Raw genomic sequence first — 18,757 nt, forward strand, 5'->3', positions numbered from 1 at the left:
TCTTCGACGGTTTGGGCGTGCACGTCGAAACGGCCCGCCATGTCGCGCATCGCGTGCGGGTCGGTCATAAACCGGGCGGTCATCGAAATCTCCTTCGTGGTTGACGGGGCGTGCTGCGCTGGTCGCCTGGGTTACAGGTTACGACCTGCGTTTTAACAGCCGGCTTCAAACATGTGACGAGTTGTGTCCAAACTGCGCCTAACCGGCCACCACCGGCCGGCCCATCACGGTGGGCTTGAAGCCGTACCGCGGGGCGCCGAACCCGTAGCCGCGGTTGGCGCCCGCACTGCCGATCGGCATGCCCGGCATTCCTGGGCTGCCCGGCGCCGCCTCCGGGGCGGCTGCCCAGCCGCTGGCCTGCAAGGCGGTGGTGCCGGTGCTTGCCGGCGTGGCCGAGGTCCAGCTTGCCGGCACCGACAGGGCGCCCACCGTCGATGCGTGGCCCATGGTGCCGGTGACCGCCGACGCTGCGCTGGCCGCGCCGGTGCTCGCCCCGCCGGCGATGCCGCCGATGCCGCCGCCCAGTGCGCCGAGGTTGCCCAGCGGACCGCCGGGAGCCAGCAAGGCCCCCAAGCCGCCGCCGACCGTACCGCCACCTGCGGCGTTGAAACCGGGGCCGGCGAAGTAACCGATCATGCTCGGGATCAGCGTCGACGGGATATACATCACCGCCGTCGCACCGCCGGACGAGATGCCGTTCAAAATCACCGACAGGTAGTCCGTCCCCGAGCCCGCGCCGAGCGCATTGGCGATTCCGCCGAGCGCCGACGACGCCGAGCCGGTGGTGGTCCCCAGCGGCGACGACATGCTCTGCAGGGCGGCGGGCAGCGCCGACGTCAGCTGTGACAGCGTCGTCTGGGCGCCGCTGCCGCCCGCCGTACCGGCGGCGTTGGTAACCGCGGCCGCCTGCGCCGCCAGCCCACCCTCGTTGGTGTTTTTCGTCGGCGGGTCGAACGGCGTCAGCTGCGCGGCGACCGCCGAGGAGCCGGCATAGCCATACATCGCCGCCGCGTCCTGGGCCCACATCTCGGCGTAGTGAGCCTCGGTGGCCATGATCGCCGGCGTGTTTTGGCCCAGCACGTTGGTCGCCACCAGCGCTGCCAGCTGGGCGCGGTTGGCCGCGATCACCGGCGGCGGCACCGTCATCGAAAAGGCTGCCTCGTAGGCGGCTGCGGCCGCCTGGGCCTGGCTGGCCGCCTTCTGCGCTTGCGCGGCGGTGGTGGTCATCCACTCCACGTAGGGCGCGGCGGCGGCCGCCATCGATGCCGACGCTGGGCCCAGCCACTCCTCGCTGGTCAGTCCCGTGATCACCGACTCGTAGGCGGCGGCCGTCGAGCTCAACTCGGCGGCCAGCGCGTTCCACGCCGACGCGGCGGCCATCATCGGTCCCGACCCGGCGCCGGCATACATGCGCGCGGAGTTGACCTCCGGCGGTAACAGTCCGAAATCCAACATGATCCGCTCCCCCTATCGGGCCGCGATCGCGTTGGCGGCCTCGGTGGCCGCATACGATGTCGCGCTGGTGCTCAGTGTGTTGACGAACATTTCGTGGATGGCCTCGGCCTGGGCGCTGACGGCCTGATACAGGGCGGCGTGTGCGGCGAATTGGGTTGCCGTGAGCGCCGAAACCTCGTCCGCGGCCGCGGGTACCACACCGGTGGTGGGTGCCGCCGCGGCGGCGTTCTGTGAGGCCATCGCCGAGCCGATGCCTTGCAGGCTGGCGGCCGCAGACGTCAACGCTTCGGGTTGAGTGGTCACGAAAGACATGACTTCTCCTGGTGTCGCACTACCGATTCCACGCATCCACAGTTGCCCAAAACAAAGTCGAAGTGATAGCTCGTTAACGGCTTCTTAACTGTTGGGCCGGAAGTCTTAACACGGTGCCGCTGCCCGATACACAGATGTCACGTACGAGCCGGCAGTAGCGGTTCCGGTACCGGCTGAACCGGCTGCAACGTCGTCGCGCTACATTCGCCGCCGGGGCCCCCATAGCCCAATTGGCAGAGGCAGCGGACTTAAAATCCGTCCAGTGTCGGTTCGAATCCGACTGGGGGCACTAGAAGCGGATGCGATATTGCGTTGCAGCCGAAAGCATTCAGAGGTGTTCGGGGCAGTAAGCGCTCGCCGCGGTAATCGCAAACCTGGCGGCGTTCTCCACGGTGAATCCCGGATTGGTGCTGTGTACCGCATTGACCGTGTCCATCGGGGAAAGGCCCTGGTCCATCAACTGGCACACCGACTTACCGGCCGCGATGGCCTGGCTGGCGCCGCGGTGGGTGATGCCCTGCTGGTCGAGCGCCGCGAGGAAACTTGCATCGGTGCCCGAGGATTCGGCGTGCGCAGGCGCGGCCAGGCCGATGACGGCAGCGGCGCCCGCCAGCGCGAGTACCAACTTGGGCGCGCTCACGAGTGACATGGCCTCTCCTCCGGTCCGTGCGGGTTGCACGGAATCCAGCGTTGCTCAACGCAAGTTGAGAGGCCCAGCTCGTTAACGGCTTCTTTACGCCGGCATTGCAACTCTTAACACGTTTGCGCCCTTGGCCCGTCGAAAACCCGCGGCGCCGGGACGTGACCAGGTCAGACAGCGCCACCGAGGCGCCGTAACACCGAATTAACATTGTGACGGGCGATGCTAAAAACTCGGTAACACGTTCGTAACGGGCGCTGGGCAGCATAAGAGCCATGAAGCGCCTGCTGCTACTGCTGGGTTTCGCCACCATGATCGGTCTCGCTGCGCCGGCACACGCCGACGAGACCAGCGGCGACGCGGCCTTCCTGGCCGCCCTCGACCAGCAGGGCATCACCCACCGCGGCGCCAGTCAAGCCATCGCGGCAGGCAGGGCGGTGTGCGAGTTGATGGACGGCGGCCTTTCTCCGCTCGACACGGTCAACGCGGTGCGCAGCACCAACCCGGGATTCACCCCCGAGCACGCCGCACGGTTTGCGGTGACAGCGGCCTCGGCGTACTGCCCTCAACATCTCTGACCAGCGCAAGCTGGCGCTCCCAAGCGCGATTTTGCCCATCCGGCAACATTGCCCAGCAGGCAAGCTCGGGCGTACATTGATTGCCGCCTGCTTCGCCGATGTGGCTGCGGGCCTTGCGGTTCCGGCCCGGCCTCAACCTCGGCCTGCAGGGTGCGGTGAATCTCGGGTGGAAACTGGCTGCCGCTATAAACGGCTGGGCGCCAACCGAATTGCTCGATACCTACCATTCCGAACGTTTCCCGGTCGGCGAGCGGGTGATGATGCAGTCGATGGCCCAAACCGCCCTGATGTCCCCGGGCCCCGAGGTCACCGCATTGCGAGAACTTTTCACTGAGCTTGTCGAAAAGCCTGACGTCGCAGTGCATATGGCCCATCTGCTCGCCGGGTGAGATGTTCGCTACGACATCGGCGACGTCCATGAGCTTTCCGGGCGGCTGGTTCCGGAGGTGACGTTGCGCAGCGGGCGGCGCGTTGCCGAGTCGATGCGCCGGGCACGTGGGGTCTTGCTCGACCCGTCCGCCGGTACCTTCGCCGACGCTGCGGCGCCCTGGCGTGACCGCGTCGACACGGTCGTCGCCCACGCAGCCGACGCAATGTTGATCACCGGTTACGCGTCGCGCTGACCCGCTGGTTCGGCCCGGCCGACACGCGCCGGACGGAAAATGTGATGTTGACCGCTTTTGGCCGTCGAACGCTAAGGAATTCTTAATTTCGAACAGGATTGGACTTAGCGATACCGGGTTAGCGGCTCGTGCAAAAACCCTGGACACACCAGCCAATCGGTTCGCTGTCCTAGGCGGCATCGACAGCGAGGCGCCGCTTGCCTAAGGGCAACCTGAGTTATTGACGTGTTGTGCGTGGGTACTTGGCGAAAGACACACCGGTGGGTGCGAATCCCGCCACTAGACTCAGCCGAAAGCGCGCCCTGGGGCGCCGTATCCGATTGATCTCGGGCTTGTGCTGCCACAGCAGGCCAACCGGCGTCCAAGTCCGGTCACGGTCGGACGAACGTGCAAAGGCAGGTGCCACTGTGGGCAGTGTTAACCGTGTCGACAGCGAGGTCGGCGTCGCGCCAGGCTTCGCGGTGGCCGCCGAAATCGGCGTCCACCAGGGCGGTGTCAGCGGCATCGCGGTCAGCCCCGACACCAACCGGCTGATGGTGACGAATTGCGGCGGCGACAGCATCTCGTCGATCGACACCCGCTCGGGTGCGCTGGTGCGCACCGTCGTGGGCATCTGCGAGCCGTTTGCCATCGCGATCGCCGGAAACCGGGCCTATGTCAGCGCCGTATCGAGCGCCTACGACGCGATTCTGGCCGTCGACGTGGACACCAGCCTGGTCGTCGCCGTGCACCCGCTGGCCGAGAGCGTCCGCGACCTGGCAGTGAGCCCCGACGGCCGGCAGGTGTATGCCGCCCGCACCGCGGCCGGCGGCGCCGACGTCGCAGTCCTGGACACCAGTACCGGCCAGGTCGACGAGATCACCATCGCCGCAACTCCGGGCACCGTCGCCGAATGCGTGCGTGCCCACGCCGGCGGCGGTCGACTCTACGTCGCGACCAACAGCGCCGCCGGCGGAACGCTCACCGTCGTCGACATCGAGCACCGTCGTGTGGTCGGCAACATCGAGATCGCCTCGCCGATCAGGGATATCGCGATCAGCCCGAGCGGCGACACGGCGTATATCGCCAGCTGCGGGCCCGACTTCGGCACCGTCCTGGACGTCGTCGACACCCGCACCAACGCCGTCGTCAGCACCCACAAGGTCGCAGAGATCTGCGGCTTGGTGACCCAGCTGGCGTTGAGCCGCGACGGTCGGCGCGCCTACCTCGTCGGCGACGAGAGCGTCACCGTGCTGCGCACCGAGACCCACGAGGTCGTCGGCGCAATCGACGTGGGCCGTCAGCCGTCCTGCGTGGTCGAAAGCCCGCACGGCAACTCGCTCTACATCGGCGACTACGCCGGCACCGTCACCGTCGTCTCGGTGGACGTGGCCGACGACGAGCCCACCGCCCGGCACGAGTGGACCATGCCCGAGCTGTTTCGGCTCGAGCCTGCGCTGACCTGAGCTGAACGGGCGCCGTCGCTGCGCTCGGAACCATAAGCTGTACCTCGATGTACGGCACAATGCAGAACTTCCCGCTGACGATCACCGCGATCCTGCGGCACGCCACCAGCGTGCACGGCGCCCGACGGGTCACCACCGCTACCGGCAGTGGCTACCGGGATTGCAGCTACGCCGAACTGGGCCGACAAGCCGCGCAGCTGGCCCACGCCCTGCGCAAGCTGGGCATCACCGGAGACCAGCGGGTCGGCACGTTCATGTGGAACAACGCCGAACACCTCGCCGCCTACATGGCGGTCCCGTCGATGGGCGCGGTGCTGCACACGCTGAACATCCGGCTGTTCCCGGAGCAGATCGTCTTCGTGGCCAACGAAGCCGAAGACCAGGTTGTGCTGGTCGATACGTCGCTGGCCAAGCTGCTTGCCCCCGTTTTGGGCCGCCTGGAGACCGTGCACACGCTGATCGCGGTGGGCGAGGGGGACACGACGCCGCTGGCAGAGTCGGGCAAGACGGTGCTGCGCTACGCCGACGTGCTCACCGGCGAGCCCACCGAATTCGACTGGCCGGACATCGACGAGAATTCGGCCGCGGCGATGTGCTACACCAGCGGCACCACCGGAGATCCCAAAGGCGTTGTCTACAGCCATCGTTCCAGTTATCTGCACACGATGGCGGCCTGCACCACCAACGGCATCGGGGTCGGGTCGAGCGATTGCGTTCTGCCGATCGTGCCGATGTTCCACGCCAACGCGTGGGGGTTGCCGTACGCCGCGTTGATGGCCGGCGCCGACTTGGTGCTGCCCGACCGGCACCTGGACGCCAAGTCGCTGGTCGACATGGTCGAAAAGCTGCGGCCGACGGTGGCCGGCGCGGTGCCGACCATCTGGAACGACGTCCTGCACTACCTGGACCGTGACCCCGACCACGACATGTCGTCGCTGCGGCTGGTCGCCTGCGGCGGCTCGGCCGTGCCGGTGTCGCTGATGCGCACGTTCGAAGAGAAGCACGGCGTGCAGATCCGCCAGCTGTGGGGAATGACCGAGACATCGCCGATGGCCACCATGGCCTGGCCGCCGCCGGGAACGGCGGACGACCAGCATTGGCCGTTGCGAGCGACCCAGGGCCAGCCGGTGTGCGGCGTGGAAGCCCGGATCGTCGACGACGACAACAACGTGTTACCCAACGACGGCGACGCAGTGGGCGAACTGGAGGTCCGCGGCCCGTGGATCACCGGCTCCTACTACCGCGGCGCCGATCAGTCGAAGTTCGAATCGGGCTGGCTGCGCACCGGCGACGTGGGCCGCATCGACGAGCGCGGCTTCATCACGCTCACCGACCGCGCCAAGGACGTCATCAAATCCGGCGGAGAATGGATCTCGTCGGTGGAGCTGGAGAACTGTCTGATAGCGCATCCCGACGTCGTGGAGGCGGCGGTCGTCGGGGTGCCCGACGAGCGTTGGCAGGAGCGGCCGCTGGCCGTGGTCGTCCGCAAAGAGGGCGCGTCGGTTGATGCTGGCGAGTTGCGGAAGTACCTCTCCGACAAGGTCGTTCGCTGGTGGCTGCCCGAACGCTGGACATTCGTCGACGAGATTCCGCGGACCAGCGTCGGCAAATACGACAAGAAGACCATGCGCTCGCGATACGGCGAAGGGGACTACGAGGTTTGCGAGGTGCGCGACTGATGGGTTTGCGGGTCGTCCAGTGGGCAACGGGATCGGTGGGCGTGGCCGCGATCAAAGGTGTGCTCGAGCATCCCGAACTCGAACTCGCCGGCTGCTGGGTGCATTCGGAAGCCAAGAGCGGCAAGGACGTCGGTGAGATCATCGGCACCCCGCCGCTCGGCGTGATCGCGACCAACAGCATCGACGACATCCTGGCGCTGGACGCCGACGCGGTGATCTACGCGCCGCTACTGCCCAACGTCGAAGAAGTCGCGGCGCTGCTGCGCTCCGGCAAGAACGTCGTCAGCCCGGTCGGCTGGTTTTACCCGAGCGAAAAGGAGGCCGCCCCGCTCGAGGTGGCCGCGCAGGCCGGCAACGCGACGCTGCACGGCGCCGGTATCGGCCCGGGCGCGGCCACCGAACTGTTCCCGCTGCTGCTGTCGGTGATGTCCACCGGCGTCACTTTCGTTCGCTCCGAAGAGTTTTCCGACCTCCGGACCTACGGAGCACCCGACGTGCTGCGGTATGTGATGGGGTTCGGCGGCACGCCCGACAACGCGCTATCCGGCCCGATGCAGAAACTTCTCGACGGCGGCTTCATCCAGTCGGTTCGACTGTGCGTCGACCAGTTGGGCTTTGCCGCAGATCCCGACATCCGGTCCTGGCAGGAAGTCGCGGTGGCCACCGCGCCCATCGACTCGCCGATCGGGGTGATCGAAGCCGGCCAGGTGGCCGGGCGTCGCTTCCACTGGGAGGCGACGGTTGGCGACACGCCCGTCGTCCGCATCACCGTCAACTGGCTGATGGGCGAGGAAAACCTCGACCCGCCATGGTCTTTCGGGCCCGCAGGAGAACGCTACGAGATCGAGGTGCGGGGCAACCCGGACACCTTCGTCACCGTCAAGGGCTGGCAACCCGAAACCGTGGAAGAAGGTTTGAAGAGCAATCCGGGCATCGTCGCGACCGCGGCGCACTGCGTGAACGCGATTCCGGCGACCTGTGCGGCGCCGGCCGGCATCCAAAGCTTCTTCGACCTGCCGCTGATCACCGCGCGCGCCGCACCCCGGCTGAGCCGGTAACGTCGCACGCGATGTGTCGACTCTTTGCGCTGCACGCCGGGACCAACGTCGTTACTGCCACTTTCTGGTTGCTGGACGCCCCGGACAACCTGGAGGCGCAGAGCCGGCGAAACCCGGACGGCACCGGGCTCGGCGTGTTCGACGGTCAGGGCCGCCCGGATGTGCGCAAGCAGCCGATCGCGGCGTGGCAGGACAAAGACTTCGCCACCGAAGCCCATGAGATGACCGGCACCACGTTCGTCGCGCACGTTCGTTACGCGACCACCGGGTCGCACGACATCGTCAACACTCATCCGTTCCTGCAGGACGGCCGGATCTTCGCCCACAACGGCGTGCTCGAGGGATTGAATGTGCTCGACGAGCGGTTGCGTGAGGTCGGCACCGCCGATTTGGTGGGCGGCCAGACCGATTCCGAGCGGGTGTTCGCGTTGATCACGGCCTCGATCCGGGGGTGCGACGGCGACGTGTCGGCCGGGCTGGTCGACGCCGTGCGTTGGCTGGCCGCCAACGTACCGATCTACGCGGTCAACGTGTTGTTGAGCACGGCCACCGACGTCTGGGCGCTGCGCTACCCCGAGTCGCACGAGCTTTATGTCCTGGACCGCCGCGACGGCGCACCGGTTCATTTGCGCAGCAATCGGATTCGGGCGCACGCCGAGCAGCTGCGAGGCCGCGCCGCGGTGGTGTTCGCCAGTGAACCAATGGACGACGACCCGCGATGGCAGCTGATCGCACCGGGCGAGCTGGTCCACGTCGACGCCGGACTGCAGATCCAGCGCGACGTGGTGCTGCCGGATCCGCCTCGCTACCAGCTGCAGCGCGAGGAGTTGAGCTCGGCGGTGCAGGCCGCGCAGCACTCGTGAGCGCCAAACGCGCGCTGGTGTTGGCCGGCGGAGGGGTGGTCGGAATCGCCTGGGAGACAGGCATTTTGCGCGGCATTGCGGACGAGTCGCTGGATTTGGCGCAGGCGCTGCTGGACTCCGATGTGCTGGTGGGCACCTCGGCCGGTTCGACGGTCGCCGCGCAGATCAGCAGCGGGCGTAGCCTCGAGGACCTGTTCGCTGCTCAGGTCGCTGAGACGTCCTTCGAGATGGATCCCGGTGTCGGCGTCGACGACATCATGGATCTGTTCCTGGGCGCGATGGCTGAGCCGGACATGGCGCGCAAGCGACAACGGATCGGCGCCGTCGCTTTGGTGGCCGAAACCGTGCCCGAGCCGGTGCGGCGCAAGGTGATTGCCCAACGGCTGCCGTCGCACGACTGGCCGAAGCGAGACCTGCGGATCACCGCCATCGACATCGCCACCGGCGAACTTGTTGTGTTCGACCGTGATTCGGGCGTGGAGCTGGTGGACGCGGTGGCGGCCAGCTGCGCGGTGCCCGGCGCCTGGCCGCCGGTCACGGTGAACGGTCGCCGTTACATGGACGGCGGGATCGGCAGCACGATCAACCTCGAGGTTGCCGACGACTGCGACACCGCGGTGGTGCTGGTGCCCTCCGGCGTGTCGGCGCCGTCGTCGTTCGGAGCGGGACCCGCCGCGGAAATGGCGGCCTGGCGCGCTGCGACGCACGCCGTGTTCGCCGACGACGCGTCGCTGGCCGCGTTCGGGTCCAACCCGCTGGACCCGCGATGCCGCGCCGCATCGGCGATGGCCGGGCGCGCGCAGGGCCGACGGGAGGCGGCGGCCGTCGCGGACTTTTTAGGACGCGGCTGAGCCGATCAGGGACTCGAACTCGGCGATGACGTCGTCGAGTGGGGTTGTGGACCGTTGCAGTCGGCACAGAATGATCGCGCCCTCGAAGCCCGCGATCGCCATGGTCGCCAACCGGTCGGCACGCCGCGCCTCCACGCCGTCGGCGATGATCGCCGCGACGAGCGCCTGATGCCAACGTTGGAAGATCTCCGCCACAGCGGGCTGCAGATGCTGATCGTCGGGCGAGCCGCCGACCGCTACCGAGACGACGGGACAGCCGGCATTGAAGTCGGAGTCGAGCAGGAGTTTCTTCCAAAACTTCCCGAAGCGGCGCAGCGCGGCGATCGATCCCTGGTCGCTTGCCTTTTCGATGATGGTGCTGATGGTGTCGCCGGCGAGTGCGAGTGCCTCGGCAATGATCTCGCTACGACCCCCCGGGAAGTGGTGGTAGACCGAGCCCCGCGGCGCCTGGCTCCGGGACAGCACCGCATCCACCGTTACCCCGCCCGCGCCCCGCTCGCGTAGCAACTCGACCGAGCTGACCAGCATCTTCTGCCGGGTGTCGGTACGGACTCCCATTGACCCTCCACGTCGCTATGCTATGGTGCATAGCATACCATCCGCGGAAGGGAAGCGCCGCAATGACAACCGGCTGGCAGCAGACCGCCTGCATCTTGTGTGAATGCAATTGCGGCATCGTGGTGCAACTCGACGGCCGCAGGCTGGCCAAAATCCGCGGCGACAAAGAACATCCGGCATCGCGCGGCTACACCTGCAACAAGGCGTTGCGACTCGACCACTACCAGAACAACCGCAACCGGCTGACCTCGCCGATGCGCCGACGACCCGACGGCAGCTACGAAGAAATCGACTGGGACACCGCGATTTCCGAGATCGCCGCGGCTGTCACCCACCTCCGCGACACCTACGGCGGCGACAAGATCTTCTACTACGGCGGGGGAGGACAGGGCAATCACCTCGGCGGGGCGTACAGCGGGGCGTTTCTCAAGGCCATCGGCTCTCGCTACCGCTCGAACGCGTTGGCGCAGGAGAAGACCGGCGAAGCCTGGGTCGACGCCCACCTCTACGGCGGCCACACCCGCGGCGAGTTCGAGCACGCCGAGGTGTCGGTGTTCGTCGGCAAGAACCCGTGGATGTCGCAGAGCTTCCCCCGGGCGCGCACCGTGCTCAACGAGATCGCGAAAGATCCGCGCCGCTCGATGATCGTCGTCGACCCGGTCCTCACCGACACCGCCAAGATGGCGGACTTCCATCTACGGGTCCGTCCGGGAACCGACGTATGGTGCCTGGCCGCGATGGCCGCCGTGCCGGTGCAGGAAAACCTGTGCAACGAAGAATTCCTGGCCCGCCACGTCACCGGCGTCGACGCCGTCCGACAGACCTTGAGCGATGTGCCCGTCGACGAGTACGCGGCGCGGTGCGGTGTCGATGCCGAGCTGTTGCGTGCTGCGACCCGGCGCATTGCTGGTGCGGACAGCGTCGCGGTGTTCGAGGATCTCGGCATCCAGCAGGCGCCCAACAGCACGGTGTGCTCGTATCTGAACAAGATGCTGTGGATCCTGACCGGCAGCTTCGCCAAACGCGGTGGGCAGCACCTGCATTCAGCGTTCGGCCCGCTGATGCGCCACGGCACCGAAGTCGGGCGCACACCGGTGACCGGTGCTCCGCTGATCGGCGGGTTGGTGCCCAGCAACGTTGTGCCGCAAGAGATCCTGACCGATCATCCGGACCGGTTCCGTGCGATGTTCGTGGAGAGCAGCAATCCCGCGCATTCGCTGGCCGACTCGGCGGCCTGCCGCGCGGCATTCGAGTCGCTGGAACTCTTGGTGGTCATCGACGTCGCGATGACCGAAACGGCCCGGCTTGCCCACTACGTGCTGCCGGCGGCCAGCCAGTTCGAGAAGCCCGAGGCGACGTTCTTCAATCTCGAGTTCCCGCACAACACCTTTCACCTGCGCCACCCGCTGCTGGAACCGCTGCCCGGGACCCTGCCCGAGCCCGAGATCTGGGCCCGGCTGGTGCGGGCTCTCGGTGTCGTCGACGACGCCGAAATGCAACCGCTGCGAAAGGCAGCCAGAGAGGGCCGCGACGCGTACACGGTCGCGTTCATGCAGGCGATCGGCGAGAATCCGGCATTCCGAAAAGTGTTGCCGTATGTGCTGTATGAAACTCTCGGGCCCACCCTGCCGGACGGGCTGGCCGGTGCGGCAGCGTTGTGGGGCCTGGCTCAAAACGTTGCGCTGGCTTATCCGGATGCCGTTCGCCGCGCAGGTCATCGCGACGGCAATGCGCTGTTCGACGCAGTCCTGGAAAGCCGCTCCGGAGTGACGTTTACCGTCCACGAATACGACGACGACTTTGAGTTGATTCGCCATGCGGATCACAAGATTCATCTCGAGATGCCGGAGTTGCTTGAGGAGATCCGCCGACTGCCCGACGTACCCACCCGCCACACCACCGACGAATTTCCGATTGTGCTGTCCGCGGGTGAGCGACGGCCGTTCACCGCCAACGACATCTTCCGCGACCCCTCATGGCGCAAACGCGACGCGCAGGGAGCACTGCGCGTCAGCGTCGAAGACGCCCAAGAACTCGGATTGGTCGACGGCGGGCGGGCCCGGATCACGACCGCGGCCGGCAGTGCGGAGGCGAGCGTCGAGATCAGCGAGGCGATGCTGCCCGGCCATGCGTCGCTACCCAACGGGTATGGCCTCGACTTCGTCGATGACGATGGCGCAACACTGATCCCGGGTGTCGCCGCCAATTCGCTGACCTCGACCGAATGGCGCGACGAGTACGCGGGGACGCCGTGGCACAAGCACGTGCCGGCCCGCATCGAGGCGATCGCCAGCGCCGGATCACCCTCCTGAGCTCTCGTCGTCGAGAGTCGCCGACTCCTGCGAGTCAAGGGTGTCGAGAGTCTCGCGCGCCAGCGCGCGGCCGAAGTCGATCACCTCTGCGGCGCGGTGGAATTCCAGGCTGCGACAGGCCGAGCGCGGCACCTCGATCAACAGGTCGGGGGGATACGCGGCGAGGGTGTGCCGGGCCAGAGCGGCCTGGGCGATGTCGATCGTGCGGTTCATCACCTCGAAACGGCCACCGAGTTTGGGTGCTTCGGGCTCCGCGACGGGCTCGATCGGCTGCTCGACGTCCCCTGTCTCGCTTTGAGTTTCGTCCTCGGGCATGGTGGCGCCGAATCGGTTGAGCATGCCGTCGAACAGGGCGGTGGTGTTGCGGACCATGCGGTTCAGCCACTCGGTTGCGGGACGCGACTCGGCCTCGCGTTCGGCTTCGGATTCGTTGCCGCTCAAGCTGACCGCGATGGTCAGATCGGCGTTGACCGCCGCGATCGGCGCCATCGGCAGTGGGTCGAGGATCCCCCCGTCGGCCAGCAGCCGGCCGTCGACGACGTGCGGGGCGATCATCCCGGGGATGGCGATCGACGCCCGGATGGCCTCGTCGACGGGACCGCGCTGCAACCACACCGACTTTCCGGCGATCAGGTCGGTCGTCACCGCGGTGTAGGGGATCGGCAGCTCCTCGATGGACGCCTCGCCGAGAATGTCGCGGACCGCGTCGAGGATCTTCTCGGCCCGCAGCACCCCCGCCGCGGTGATCGACGGGTCGAGCAGCCGCAGCACCGCGCGCTGCGTCAAGTCCTTGGCCCAGGCGGCGAAGTCGTCGAGCCGCCCGGCGGCCTGCAGGCCACCGACGAGCGCGCCCATCGACGAGCCGGCGATCCCGACGATCTCGTAACCGCGGTCGCGCAGCTCGTCGATCACCCCGATGTGGGCATATCCCCGCGCCCCGCCGCTGCCCAGCGCCAGCGCCACCCGCGCCCGCGACCGACCGCTCGGGCGGCGCACCTCGACCGGGGCGCGAAGGGCGTCGGTGTGGGCCATTCCTCCATTTTTTACACCGTGATCCGAACCAACCGCACTCGTCGCGGGCGCCGGCCGGCACGGCGACGGCCCCGGCACCAGCACACGCCGTGCAACACTGCCTGGCATGACGGAGCGGACCGGATTTCGGGAGTGTTGTCGGCGCTGACGCCGCCGACCTTATCCGCGCCATCCGTTCTGGAGTCTTTCCATGGCTGTTGCCAACCCTGTCCTGCCGCGCCCGTCGGTGTCCGGTCCCACCCGGCTGCGGCTGCCCGATCTGCTGCAAGCCACCGACCAGGGCGCCGACGACGTGCTGTGCGGGCGCTACGACCACCTGCTGCCGCCCGGCGGGGTGCCCGTCGACCGGCGCTGGTTCGTTCGGCTGCACGGCGACGACGAGCTCGACATCTGGCTGATCAGCTGGGTGCCCGGGGAGCACACCGAGTTGCACGACCACGGCGGATCGATGGGCGCGCTGACCTTGTTGTCCGGCTCGGTCGACGAGTTCCGCTGGGACGGCGAACGGCTGCGCCGTCGTCGGCTCGACGCCGGTGACCAGGCCGGCTTCCCATTGGGCTGGGTGCACGACGTGGTGTGGGCGCCGAGCAGTGTTCCGGCCGGGCCGACGCTCAGCGTGCACGCGTATTCGCCGCCGCTGACCGTGATGTCGTATTACGAGGTCACCGCCCGCAACACGCTGCGCCGCCGGCGCGCCGAACTGACCGACCAGCCGGAGGCGCCATGAGCCGCATCGACCGGGTGCTCGCCGCGGCGCGCGACCGGTTGCAGCGCCTGCCCGCCGACGAAGTGCCCGCCGCGCTGCGGCGCGGAGCGGTGCTGGTCGACATCCGGCCGCAGGCCCAGCGCGCGCAGGAAGGGGAGGTGCCGGGCGCGCTGCTGATCGAGCGCAACGTGCTGGAATGGCGCTGCGACCCCACCAGCGACGCCCGGCTGCCGCAGGCCGTGGATGACGACGTCGAGTGGGTGATCCTGTGCTCGGAGGGCTACACCTCCAGCCTGGCGGCCGCCGCGCTGCAGGACCTGGGCCTGCACCGCGCCACCGACGTCGTCGGCGGCTACCACGCGCTGGTGGCGGCCGGGGTGCTGGCCGCTCGTTAGTTCGTCTCAGCCGCCGCCGGCGGCGCCTCCGCCGCTGTCACCCCCGTATACCCACCAGTCGACCGCCGGCGGTTGCGACGGCGGAGGCGGCGGCGGCGTTGGTTCGTCGGTTGCGGGATCCGCTGGGGGCGGCGCCGGAAGCGCTGCATAGCGGGCCGACGGGTCGGCCAAACCGACACAGGTGTGCGCTGCGACGCATGTGCCGACGGTCGACACAGCGACAAAGGCCCCCGCCGCTGCCGTCGCGACCATCCTGCCGCGGACGCCGGATGCTCTTGCCCACGTCACCTGTTTCTCCCTTCACGGGACCCCCGAACCGCTCATGTTGCCACCGGCTGGACCGGTGCGATACGGATTCGAGCAGACGTAACGTCGTGGTGAGGTCACCGAAACAGTTGGGGGCCGGCGCGGATCCCTAGCGGTGCGTGAAATTCGCGGGCCGCTTCTCGATGAACGCGGCCATGCCCTCCGACTGGTCGTCGGTTGCGAAAGCCGAATGGAACAGCCGTCTTTCGTAGAGCAGCCCTTCGGCCAGCGTGGATTCGAACGCGCGGTTGACCGCCTCCTTGGCCATCCGGGCCGCCGACCGCGACATCCCCGCGATCGTGGCGGCGGCGGCCTTGGCCTCCGTGAGCAGGTCGTCGGCGGGCACCACCCGCGACACCAGACCGCTGCGCTCGGCCTCGGCGGCGTCGATGGTGCGACCGGTCAGGATCAGATCCATGGCCTTGGCCTTGCCGATAGCCCGGGTCAACCGCTGCGAACCGCCCATGCCGGGCAGCACGCCGAGCTTGATCTCGGGCTGGCCGAATTTCGCTGTGTCGGCAGCGATCAACAGATCGCACATCATCGCCAGCTCGCAGCCACCGCCCAGCGCATGCCCCGCCACCGCGGCGATCGTGGGGGTGCGCACGGCGGCCAGCTTGGCCCATGGTGCGAAGAAGTCGGCGTCGAAGACGTCGGCGAACGTCAGGCTCGACATCTCCTTGATGTCGGCGCCGGCGGCGAACGCCTTGGCCGAGCCGGTGATGATGATCGCACCGATGCCCGGGTCATTGTCGAATTCGCTTGCCGCGCTGGTGACTTCGTTCATCATCTGACTATTGAGCGCATTGAGCGCCTGCGGCCGGTTCAACGTGATGATGCCGACGCGTCCGTCGCGGTCGACCAGGATGGTCTCGTAGCTCATCTGCGCTGCTCCTCCTCGAACGTCAGATCAGGGTCTGCAGGTGCGAAATACGCTTCGACGTCTTCCGCGCTCACCTCGGCCAGCGACGCCGGCGACCACTGCGGGTTGCGGTCCTTGTCGACAAGCTGAGCACGGATACCCTCCACCAGGTCGTGCGAACGCAGGGATCCGCAGGACACCCGATATTCCTGTCGCAGAACGTCTTCCAGAGTGTCGAGCTTCGCGGCCCGGCGCACCGACTCCAACGTGACCGACAGCGCGATGGGGGAGCGGGTGGCGATGACGTCAGCAGCGTCGTTCGCCGGTCCGGCGTCGTGGCCCCGCAGCGCGGCGACGATGTCGGCGACGGTGTCCCCGGCGTAGCATTCGTCGATCCAGTTCCGTTGCGCGACAAGGTCGCTGGGCGGTGGTTCGACGGCATGATCGGCCAGCGCCTGCTCGACGCCGTCGGCGACGATAGCGCGGCTGAACTTGTCGAGTTCGTCATGTGGAACGTAATGGTCGGCGAATCCCAACGCGATGGCGTCGGCGCCGGAAAACGGCGTACCGGTCAGCGCCACATGCAATCCCAGCGAGCCGGGGGCGCGCGAGAGCAAGTAGGTGCCGCCGACGTCGGGAATGAACCCGATGCCCACCTCCGGCATCGCCATTTTGGTGGTGTCGGTGACGACCCGGGTATTGGCGTGCGACCCGACGCCCACACCGCCGCCCATCACGATGCCGTCCATCAACGACACATACGGCTTGGAGAACCGGCCGATCTGGGCGTTGAGCAGGTATTCGTCGTACCAGAATCGCCGCGCCGCCACCCCGTCCGCGCGAGCGCTGTGGTAGATCGCCACCACGTCGCCGCCGGCACACAAACCGCGTTCCCCGGCCCCGGAGAGCACCACAGCGCGCACCGCGTCGTCGCGCTCCCAGTCGGCGAGGACTGCGCGCAACACGTTGACCATGTTCTGGTTCAACGAGTTGATCGCCTTGGGGCGGTTCAGGGTCAGAAAGCCGATGCCGTCGTCGACGCGGGTCAGGATCTCGTCGGACTCGCCCGTCACGTGCGTGGTCTCCCCTCGCTGGAAGCTGGACAGCACTCGACGAGCAATCTAGATCGTTACCCGCAATACAGCGCCCGCGGGTAAGGTTTAGCTGCAGAGCGACCCTGTGCTGGGAACCCATCCGGGACCCAAGACGTTGACCTGGTGTTCGCAGAGCTCGAACCAGAAGCAAGAGAGGATCCGACGGTGCGGGAGACTAGCAACCCGGTATTTCGCTCGCTGCCCAAGCAGCGAGGCGGATATGCCCAGTTCGGCACGGGCGTGGCCGGCGCCGCGACCCAGTACGGGCATCAGACCGATCCATATGCGCCGTATGTCGACCAGCGGGCCGGTGTTGCCCGGCCGCTGACCATCGACGATGTCGTCACCAAAACCGGAATCACGCTGGCGGTGCTGTCCGCTGTGGCCGCCGTCTCCTACTTCCTGGTGGCCGGCAACCTGGCGCTGGCGGGGCCCTTCACGTTCGTCGGCGCCTTCGGCGGCTTGGCGCTGGTGCTGATCGCCACGTTCGGCCGCAAGCAGGACAGCCCGGCGATCGTGTTGTCCTACGCCGCGCTCGAGGGGCTGTTCCTCGGTGCAATCTCGTTCATCCTGGCCAACATCGCGGTCTCGACCACCAACGCCGGGGCGCTGATCGGGCAGGCGATCCTGGGTACCCTCGGCGTGTTCTTCGGCATGCTCGTGGTGTACAAGACCGGCGCCATCCGCGTCACCCCGAAGTTTTCCCGGATGGTCGTCGCCGGCCTGTTCGGCGTGCTGGCCCTGATGATCGGCAACCTCGTGATCGGGTTCTTCAACCACGGCGAGGGCATGGGGCTGCGCAACGGCGGCCCGCTGGCGATCATCTTCTCGCTGGTGTGCATCGCCTTGGCGGCGTTCAGCTTCTTGATCGACTTCGACGCCGCTGACCAGATGATCCGCGCCGGCGCGCCGGAGAAGGCAGCGTGGGGCATCGCGCTGGGCCTGACCGTGACGTTGGTCTGGCTCTACATCGAGATCCTGCGCCTGTTGAGTTATCTACAGAACGACTAGCTCGTTGCATTGACTCTGCGCTGACCAGGCAACCTACTCGCACTTCCGCCTGGTAGCCGCAGAGTCAACGCGTTTGTCGGCGCCCACTGCCACCATGCCGGCATGGGGGGATTGGGAAAGCAGCCGTTCATCGGCTCCGAAGCGCTTGCTGCGGGCCTCGTCAGCTGGCATGAGCTCGGCCGGTACTACCGCGCGATCATGCCGAACGTTTACCTGGAGAACGGGCTGCAGCTGTCTCTGCGGCAACGAATTGTCGCGGCGTGGCTGTGGTCGCAGCGCAGCGCAATCATCGCTGGTGCCGCCGCGTCGGCGCTACATGGCGCCAAGTGGGTGGACGACGACGCCGTCGTCGAGTTGATTTGGCGCAACGCCAGAGCGCCGGACGGGGTGAAGACCCGCGACGAGCTGTTGTTGGACGGGGAAACCCAGCAGCTTGGCGGCCTTTGCGTGACGACGCCGGAGCGCACCGCCTTCGATCTGGCCAGACGCGGAACCGTCGGGCAAGCAGTCGCAAGGCTCGATGCGCTTGCCGCCGCCACCGGCTTCAAAGTGGACGATGTCCAAGCGCTTGCGGCGAACCATCGGCGTACCCGCGGGCTGCGACAACTGAAAGTCGCGCTGGATCTGGTCGACGCGGGAGCGCAGTCGCCCAAGGAAACCTGGTTGCGGCTACTGCTGATCGGCGCTGGATTCCCTAGGCCGCAGACCCAGATTCCCGTCTTGGGCCCAGACGGCTACCCGAAGTACTTTCTCGACATGGGCTGGGAAGACATCATGCTGGCGGTCGAATACGACGGCGACCAACACCGCACCAGCCGGCCACAGTATGTCTGGGACGCCGCGCGGCTGGAATACATCACCGCGATCGGGTGGACCCACATCCGCGTGTTGTCCGAGCACCGCGGCTGCGACGTCATCCGCCGTGTCGAACGAGCTTGGGGCGCATCGACTCTGCGCTGACCAGGCAACCTACTCGC

General features: G+C 67.4%; 18 protein-coding genes, 1 tRNA gene and 2 pseudogenes. 13 read left to right on the plus strand and 8 right to left on the minus strand.

The features are described 5' to 3' along the window. The 3 genes and pseudogenes from AWC14_RS29235 to AWC14_RS16680 form a co-directional block, all read right to left on the minus strand. Positions 1-83: pseudogene (locus AWC14_RS29235) on the minus strand (WXG100 family type VII secretion target); the annotation flags it as partial. A gap of 115 nt (positions 84-198) precedes the next feature. Beyond that, on the minus strand, positions 199-1,455 hold the full coding sequence (locus tag AWC14_RS16675; RefSeq protein WP_162267238.1) for a PPE family protein: 1,257 nt from the start codon (positions 1,453-1,455) through the stop codon (positions 199-201). A gap of 12 nt (positions 1,456-1,467) precedes the next feature. Beyond that, positions 1,468-1,767, minus strand: a complete 300-nt coding sequence (locus AWC14_RS16680) for a PE family protein (RefSeq protein WP_045377697.1) — start codon at positions 1,765-1,767, stop codon at positions 1,468-1,470. A 215-nt stretch (positions 1,768-1,982) separates the two neighbouring features. Between AWC14_RS16680 and AWC14_RS16685 the strand changes: the two genes are divergently transcribed. After that, positions 1,983-2,056 (plus strand) — tRNA-Leu (locus tag AWC14_RS16685). Between the two features lie 39 nt (positions 2,057-2,095). Here the strand turns inward: AWC14_RS16685 and AWC14_RS16690 are convergent. After that, positions 2,096-2,416 (minus strand): DUF732 domain-containing protein, encoded by a 321-nt coding sequence (locus tag AWC14_RS16690; protein ID WP_045377700.1) that lies wholly within the window; start codon positions 2,414-2,416, stop codon positions 2,096-2,098. Positions 2,417-2,682: 266 nt separating this feature from the next. On the opposite strand from AWC14_RS16690, the gene AWC14_RS16695 reads away from it, so the two are divergent. The 7 genes and pseudogenes from AWC14_RS16695 to AWC14_RS16725 all read left to right on the plus strand — a co-directional run bounded on the left by AWC14_RS16695 (position 2,683) and on the right by AWC14_RS16725 (position 9,504). Then, positions 2,683-2,985 (plus strand): DUF732 domain-containing protein, encoded by a 303-nt coding sequence (locus AWC14_RS16695; RefSeq protein ID WP_045377703.1) that lies wholly within the window; start codon positions 2,683-2,685, stop codon positions 2,983-2,985. Positions 2,986-3,110: 125 nt separating this feature from the next. Next, positions 3,111-3,608 (plus strand): annotated as a pseudogene (locus AWC14_RS29990) (FAD-dependent monooxygenase); the annotation flags it as partial. A gap of 407 nt (positions 3,609-4,015) precedes the next feature. Next, complete coding sequence (locus tag AWC14_RS16705) at positions 4,016-5,053, plus strand: beta-propeller fold lactonase family protein (RefSeq protein WP_052425564.1); 1,038 nt, start codon at positions 4,016-4,018, stop codon at positions 5,051-5,053. A gap of 47 nt (positions 5,054-5,100) precedes the next feature. Further along, entirely contained in the window at positions 5,101-6,732 is a 1,632-nt protein-coding gene (locus AWC14_RS16710) for a long-chain fatty acid--CoA ligase (protein ID WP_045377712.1), read from the plus strand. Further along, the gene (locus tag AWC14_RS16715; protein ID WP_045377715.1) at positions 6,732-7,790 is read left to right on the plus strand and encodes an NAD(P)H-dependent amine dehydrogenase family protein; all 1,059 of its coding nucleotides are present in this window, start codon (positions 6,732-6,734) and stop codon (positions 7,788-7,790) included. The genes AWC14_RS16710 and AWC14_RS16715 overlap by 1 nt, the downstream gene beginning before the upstream one ends. 11 nt (positions 7,791-7,801) lie before the next feature. Beyond that, positions 7,802-8,653, plus strand: a complete 852-nt coding sequence (locus AWC14_RS16720) for a class II glutamine amidotransferase (protein ID WP_045377718.1) — start codon at positions 7,802-7,804, stop codon at positions 8,651-8,653. Then, positions 8,650-9,504: a patatin-like phospholipase family protein gene (locus tag AWC14_RS16725; protein ID WP_045377721.1), complete on the plus strand. Its 855-nt coding sequence runs from the start codon at positions 8,650-8,652 to the stop codon at positions 9,502-9,504. Before AWC14_RS16720 ends, AWC14_RS16725 begins: the two co-directional genes overlap by 4 nt. Here the strand turns inward: AWC14_RS16725 and AWC14_RS16730 are convergent. Further along, positions 9,490-10,062: a TetR/AcrR family transcriptional regulator gene (locus AWC14_RS16730; protein ID WP_235215879.1), complete on the minus strand. Its 573-nt coding sequence runs from the start codon at positions 10,060-10,062 to the stop codon at positions 9,490-9,492. The genes AWC14_RS16725 and AWC14_RS16730 overlap by 15 nt on opposite strands. Positions 10,063-10,124: 62 nt before the next feature. Here AWC14_RS16730 and AWC14_RS16735 point away from each other — a divergent pair, with 62 nt between their 5' ends. Further along, positions 10,125-12,374, plus strand: coding sequence for a molybdopterin-dependent oxidoreductase (locus AWC14_RS16735; protein WP_057003535.1), 2,250 nt, complete (start codon positions 10,125-10,127; stop codon positions 12,372-12,374). Here AWC14_RS16735 and AWC14_RS16740 read toward each other — a convergent pair. Continuing rightward, on the minus strand, positions 12,363-13,406 hold the full coding sequence (locus AWC14_RS16740; protein ID WP_045377724.1) for a patatin-like phospholipase family protein: 1,044 nt from the start codon (positions 13,404-13,406) through the stop codon (positions 12,363-12,365). The two genes, AWC14_RS16735 and AWC14_RS16740, sit on opposite strands and share 12 nt — an antisense overlap. A gap of 190 nt (positions 13,407-13,596) precedes the next feature. Here AWC14_RS16740 and AWC14_RS16745 point away from each other — a divergent pair, with 190 nt between their 5' ends. Continuing rightward, positions 13,597-14,133: a cysteine dioxygenase gene (locus AWC14_RS16745; protein ID WP_045377727.1), complete on the plus strand. Its 537-nt coding sequence runs from the start codon at positions 13,597-13,599 to the stop codon at positions 14,131-14,133. Next, positions 14,130-14,507: a rhodanese-like domain-containing protein gene (locus AWC14_RS16750; RefSeq protein ID WP_045377730.1), complete on the plus strand. Its 378-nt coding sequence runs from the start codon at positions 14,130-14,132 to the stop codon at positions 14,505-14,507. The genes AWC14_RS16745 and AWC14_RS16750 overlap by 4 nt, the downstream gene beginning before the upstream one ends. 415 nt (positions 14,508-14,922) lie before the next feature. On the opposite strand, the gene AWC14_RS16760 is transcribed toward AWC14_RS16750, so the two are convergent. Together AWC14_RS16760 and AWC14_RS16765 are read right to left on the minus strand one after the other, a co-directional pair. Beyond that, on the minus strand, positions 14,923-15,696 hold the full coding sequence (locus tag AWC14_RS16760; RefSeq protein ID WP_045377736.1) for an enoyl-CoA hydratase: 774 nt from the start codon (positions 15,694-15,696) through the stop codon (positions 14,923-14,925). Further along, positions 15,693-16,748 carry an enoyl-CoA hydratase/isomerase family protein gene (locus tag AWC14_RS16765; protein ID WP_045377820.1) on the minus strand — a complete coding sequence of 352 codons (1,056 nt, stop codon included), beginning with the start codon at positions 16,746-16,748 and terminating at the stop codon, positions 15,693-15,695. Before AWC14_RS16765 ends, AWC14_RS16760 begins: the two co-directional genes overlap by 4 nt. Before the next feature lie 186 nt (positions 16,749-16,934). On the opposite strand from AWC14_RS16765, the gene AWC14_RS16770 reads away from it, so the two are divergent. Both AWC14_RS16770 and AWC14_RS16775 read left to right on the plus strand, forming a co-directional pair. Further along, positions 16,935-17,780: a Bax inhibitor-1/YccA family protein gene (locus AWC14_RS16770; protein WP_057003536.1), complete on the plus strand. Its 846-nt coding sequence runs from the start codon at positions 16,935-16,937 to the stop codon at positions 17,778-17,780. 102 nt (positions 17,781-17,882) lie between these two features. Beyond that, complete coding sequence (locus AWC14_RS16775; protein ID WP_045377739.1) at positions 17,883-18,740, plus strand: hypothetical protein; 858 nt, start codon at positions 17,883-17,885, stop codon at positions 18,738-18,740. Positions 18,741-18,757 lie beyond the last annotated feature (17 nt).

The sequence above is a fragment of the Mycobacterium kyorinense genome, from assembly GCF_002101735.1.
In the GTDB taxonomy this organism is placed as follows: Bacteria; Actinomycetota; Actinomycetes; order Mycobacteriales; family Mycobacteriaceae; genus Mycobacterium; species Mycobacterium kyorinense.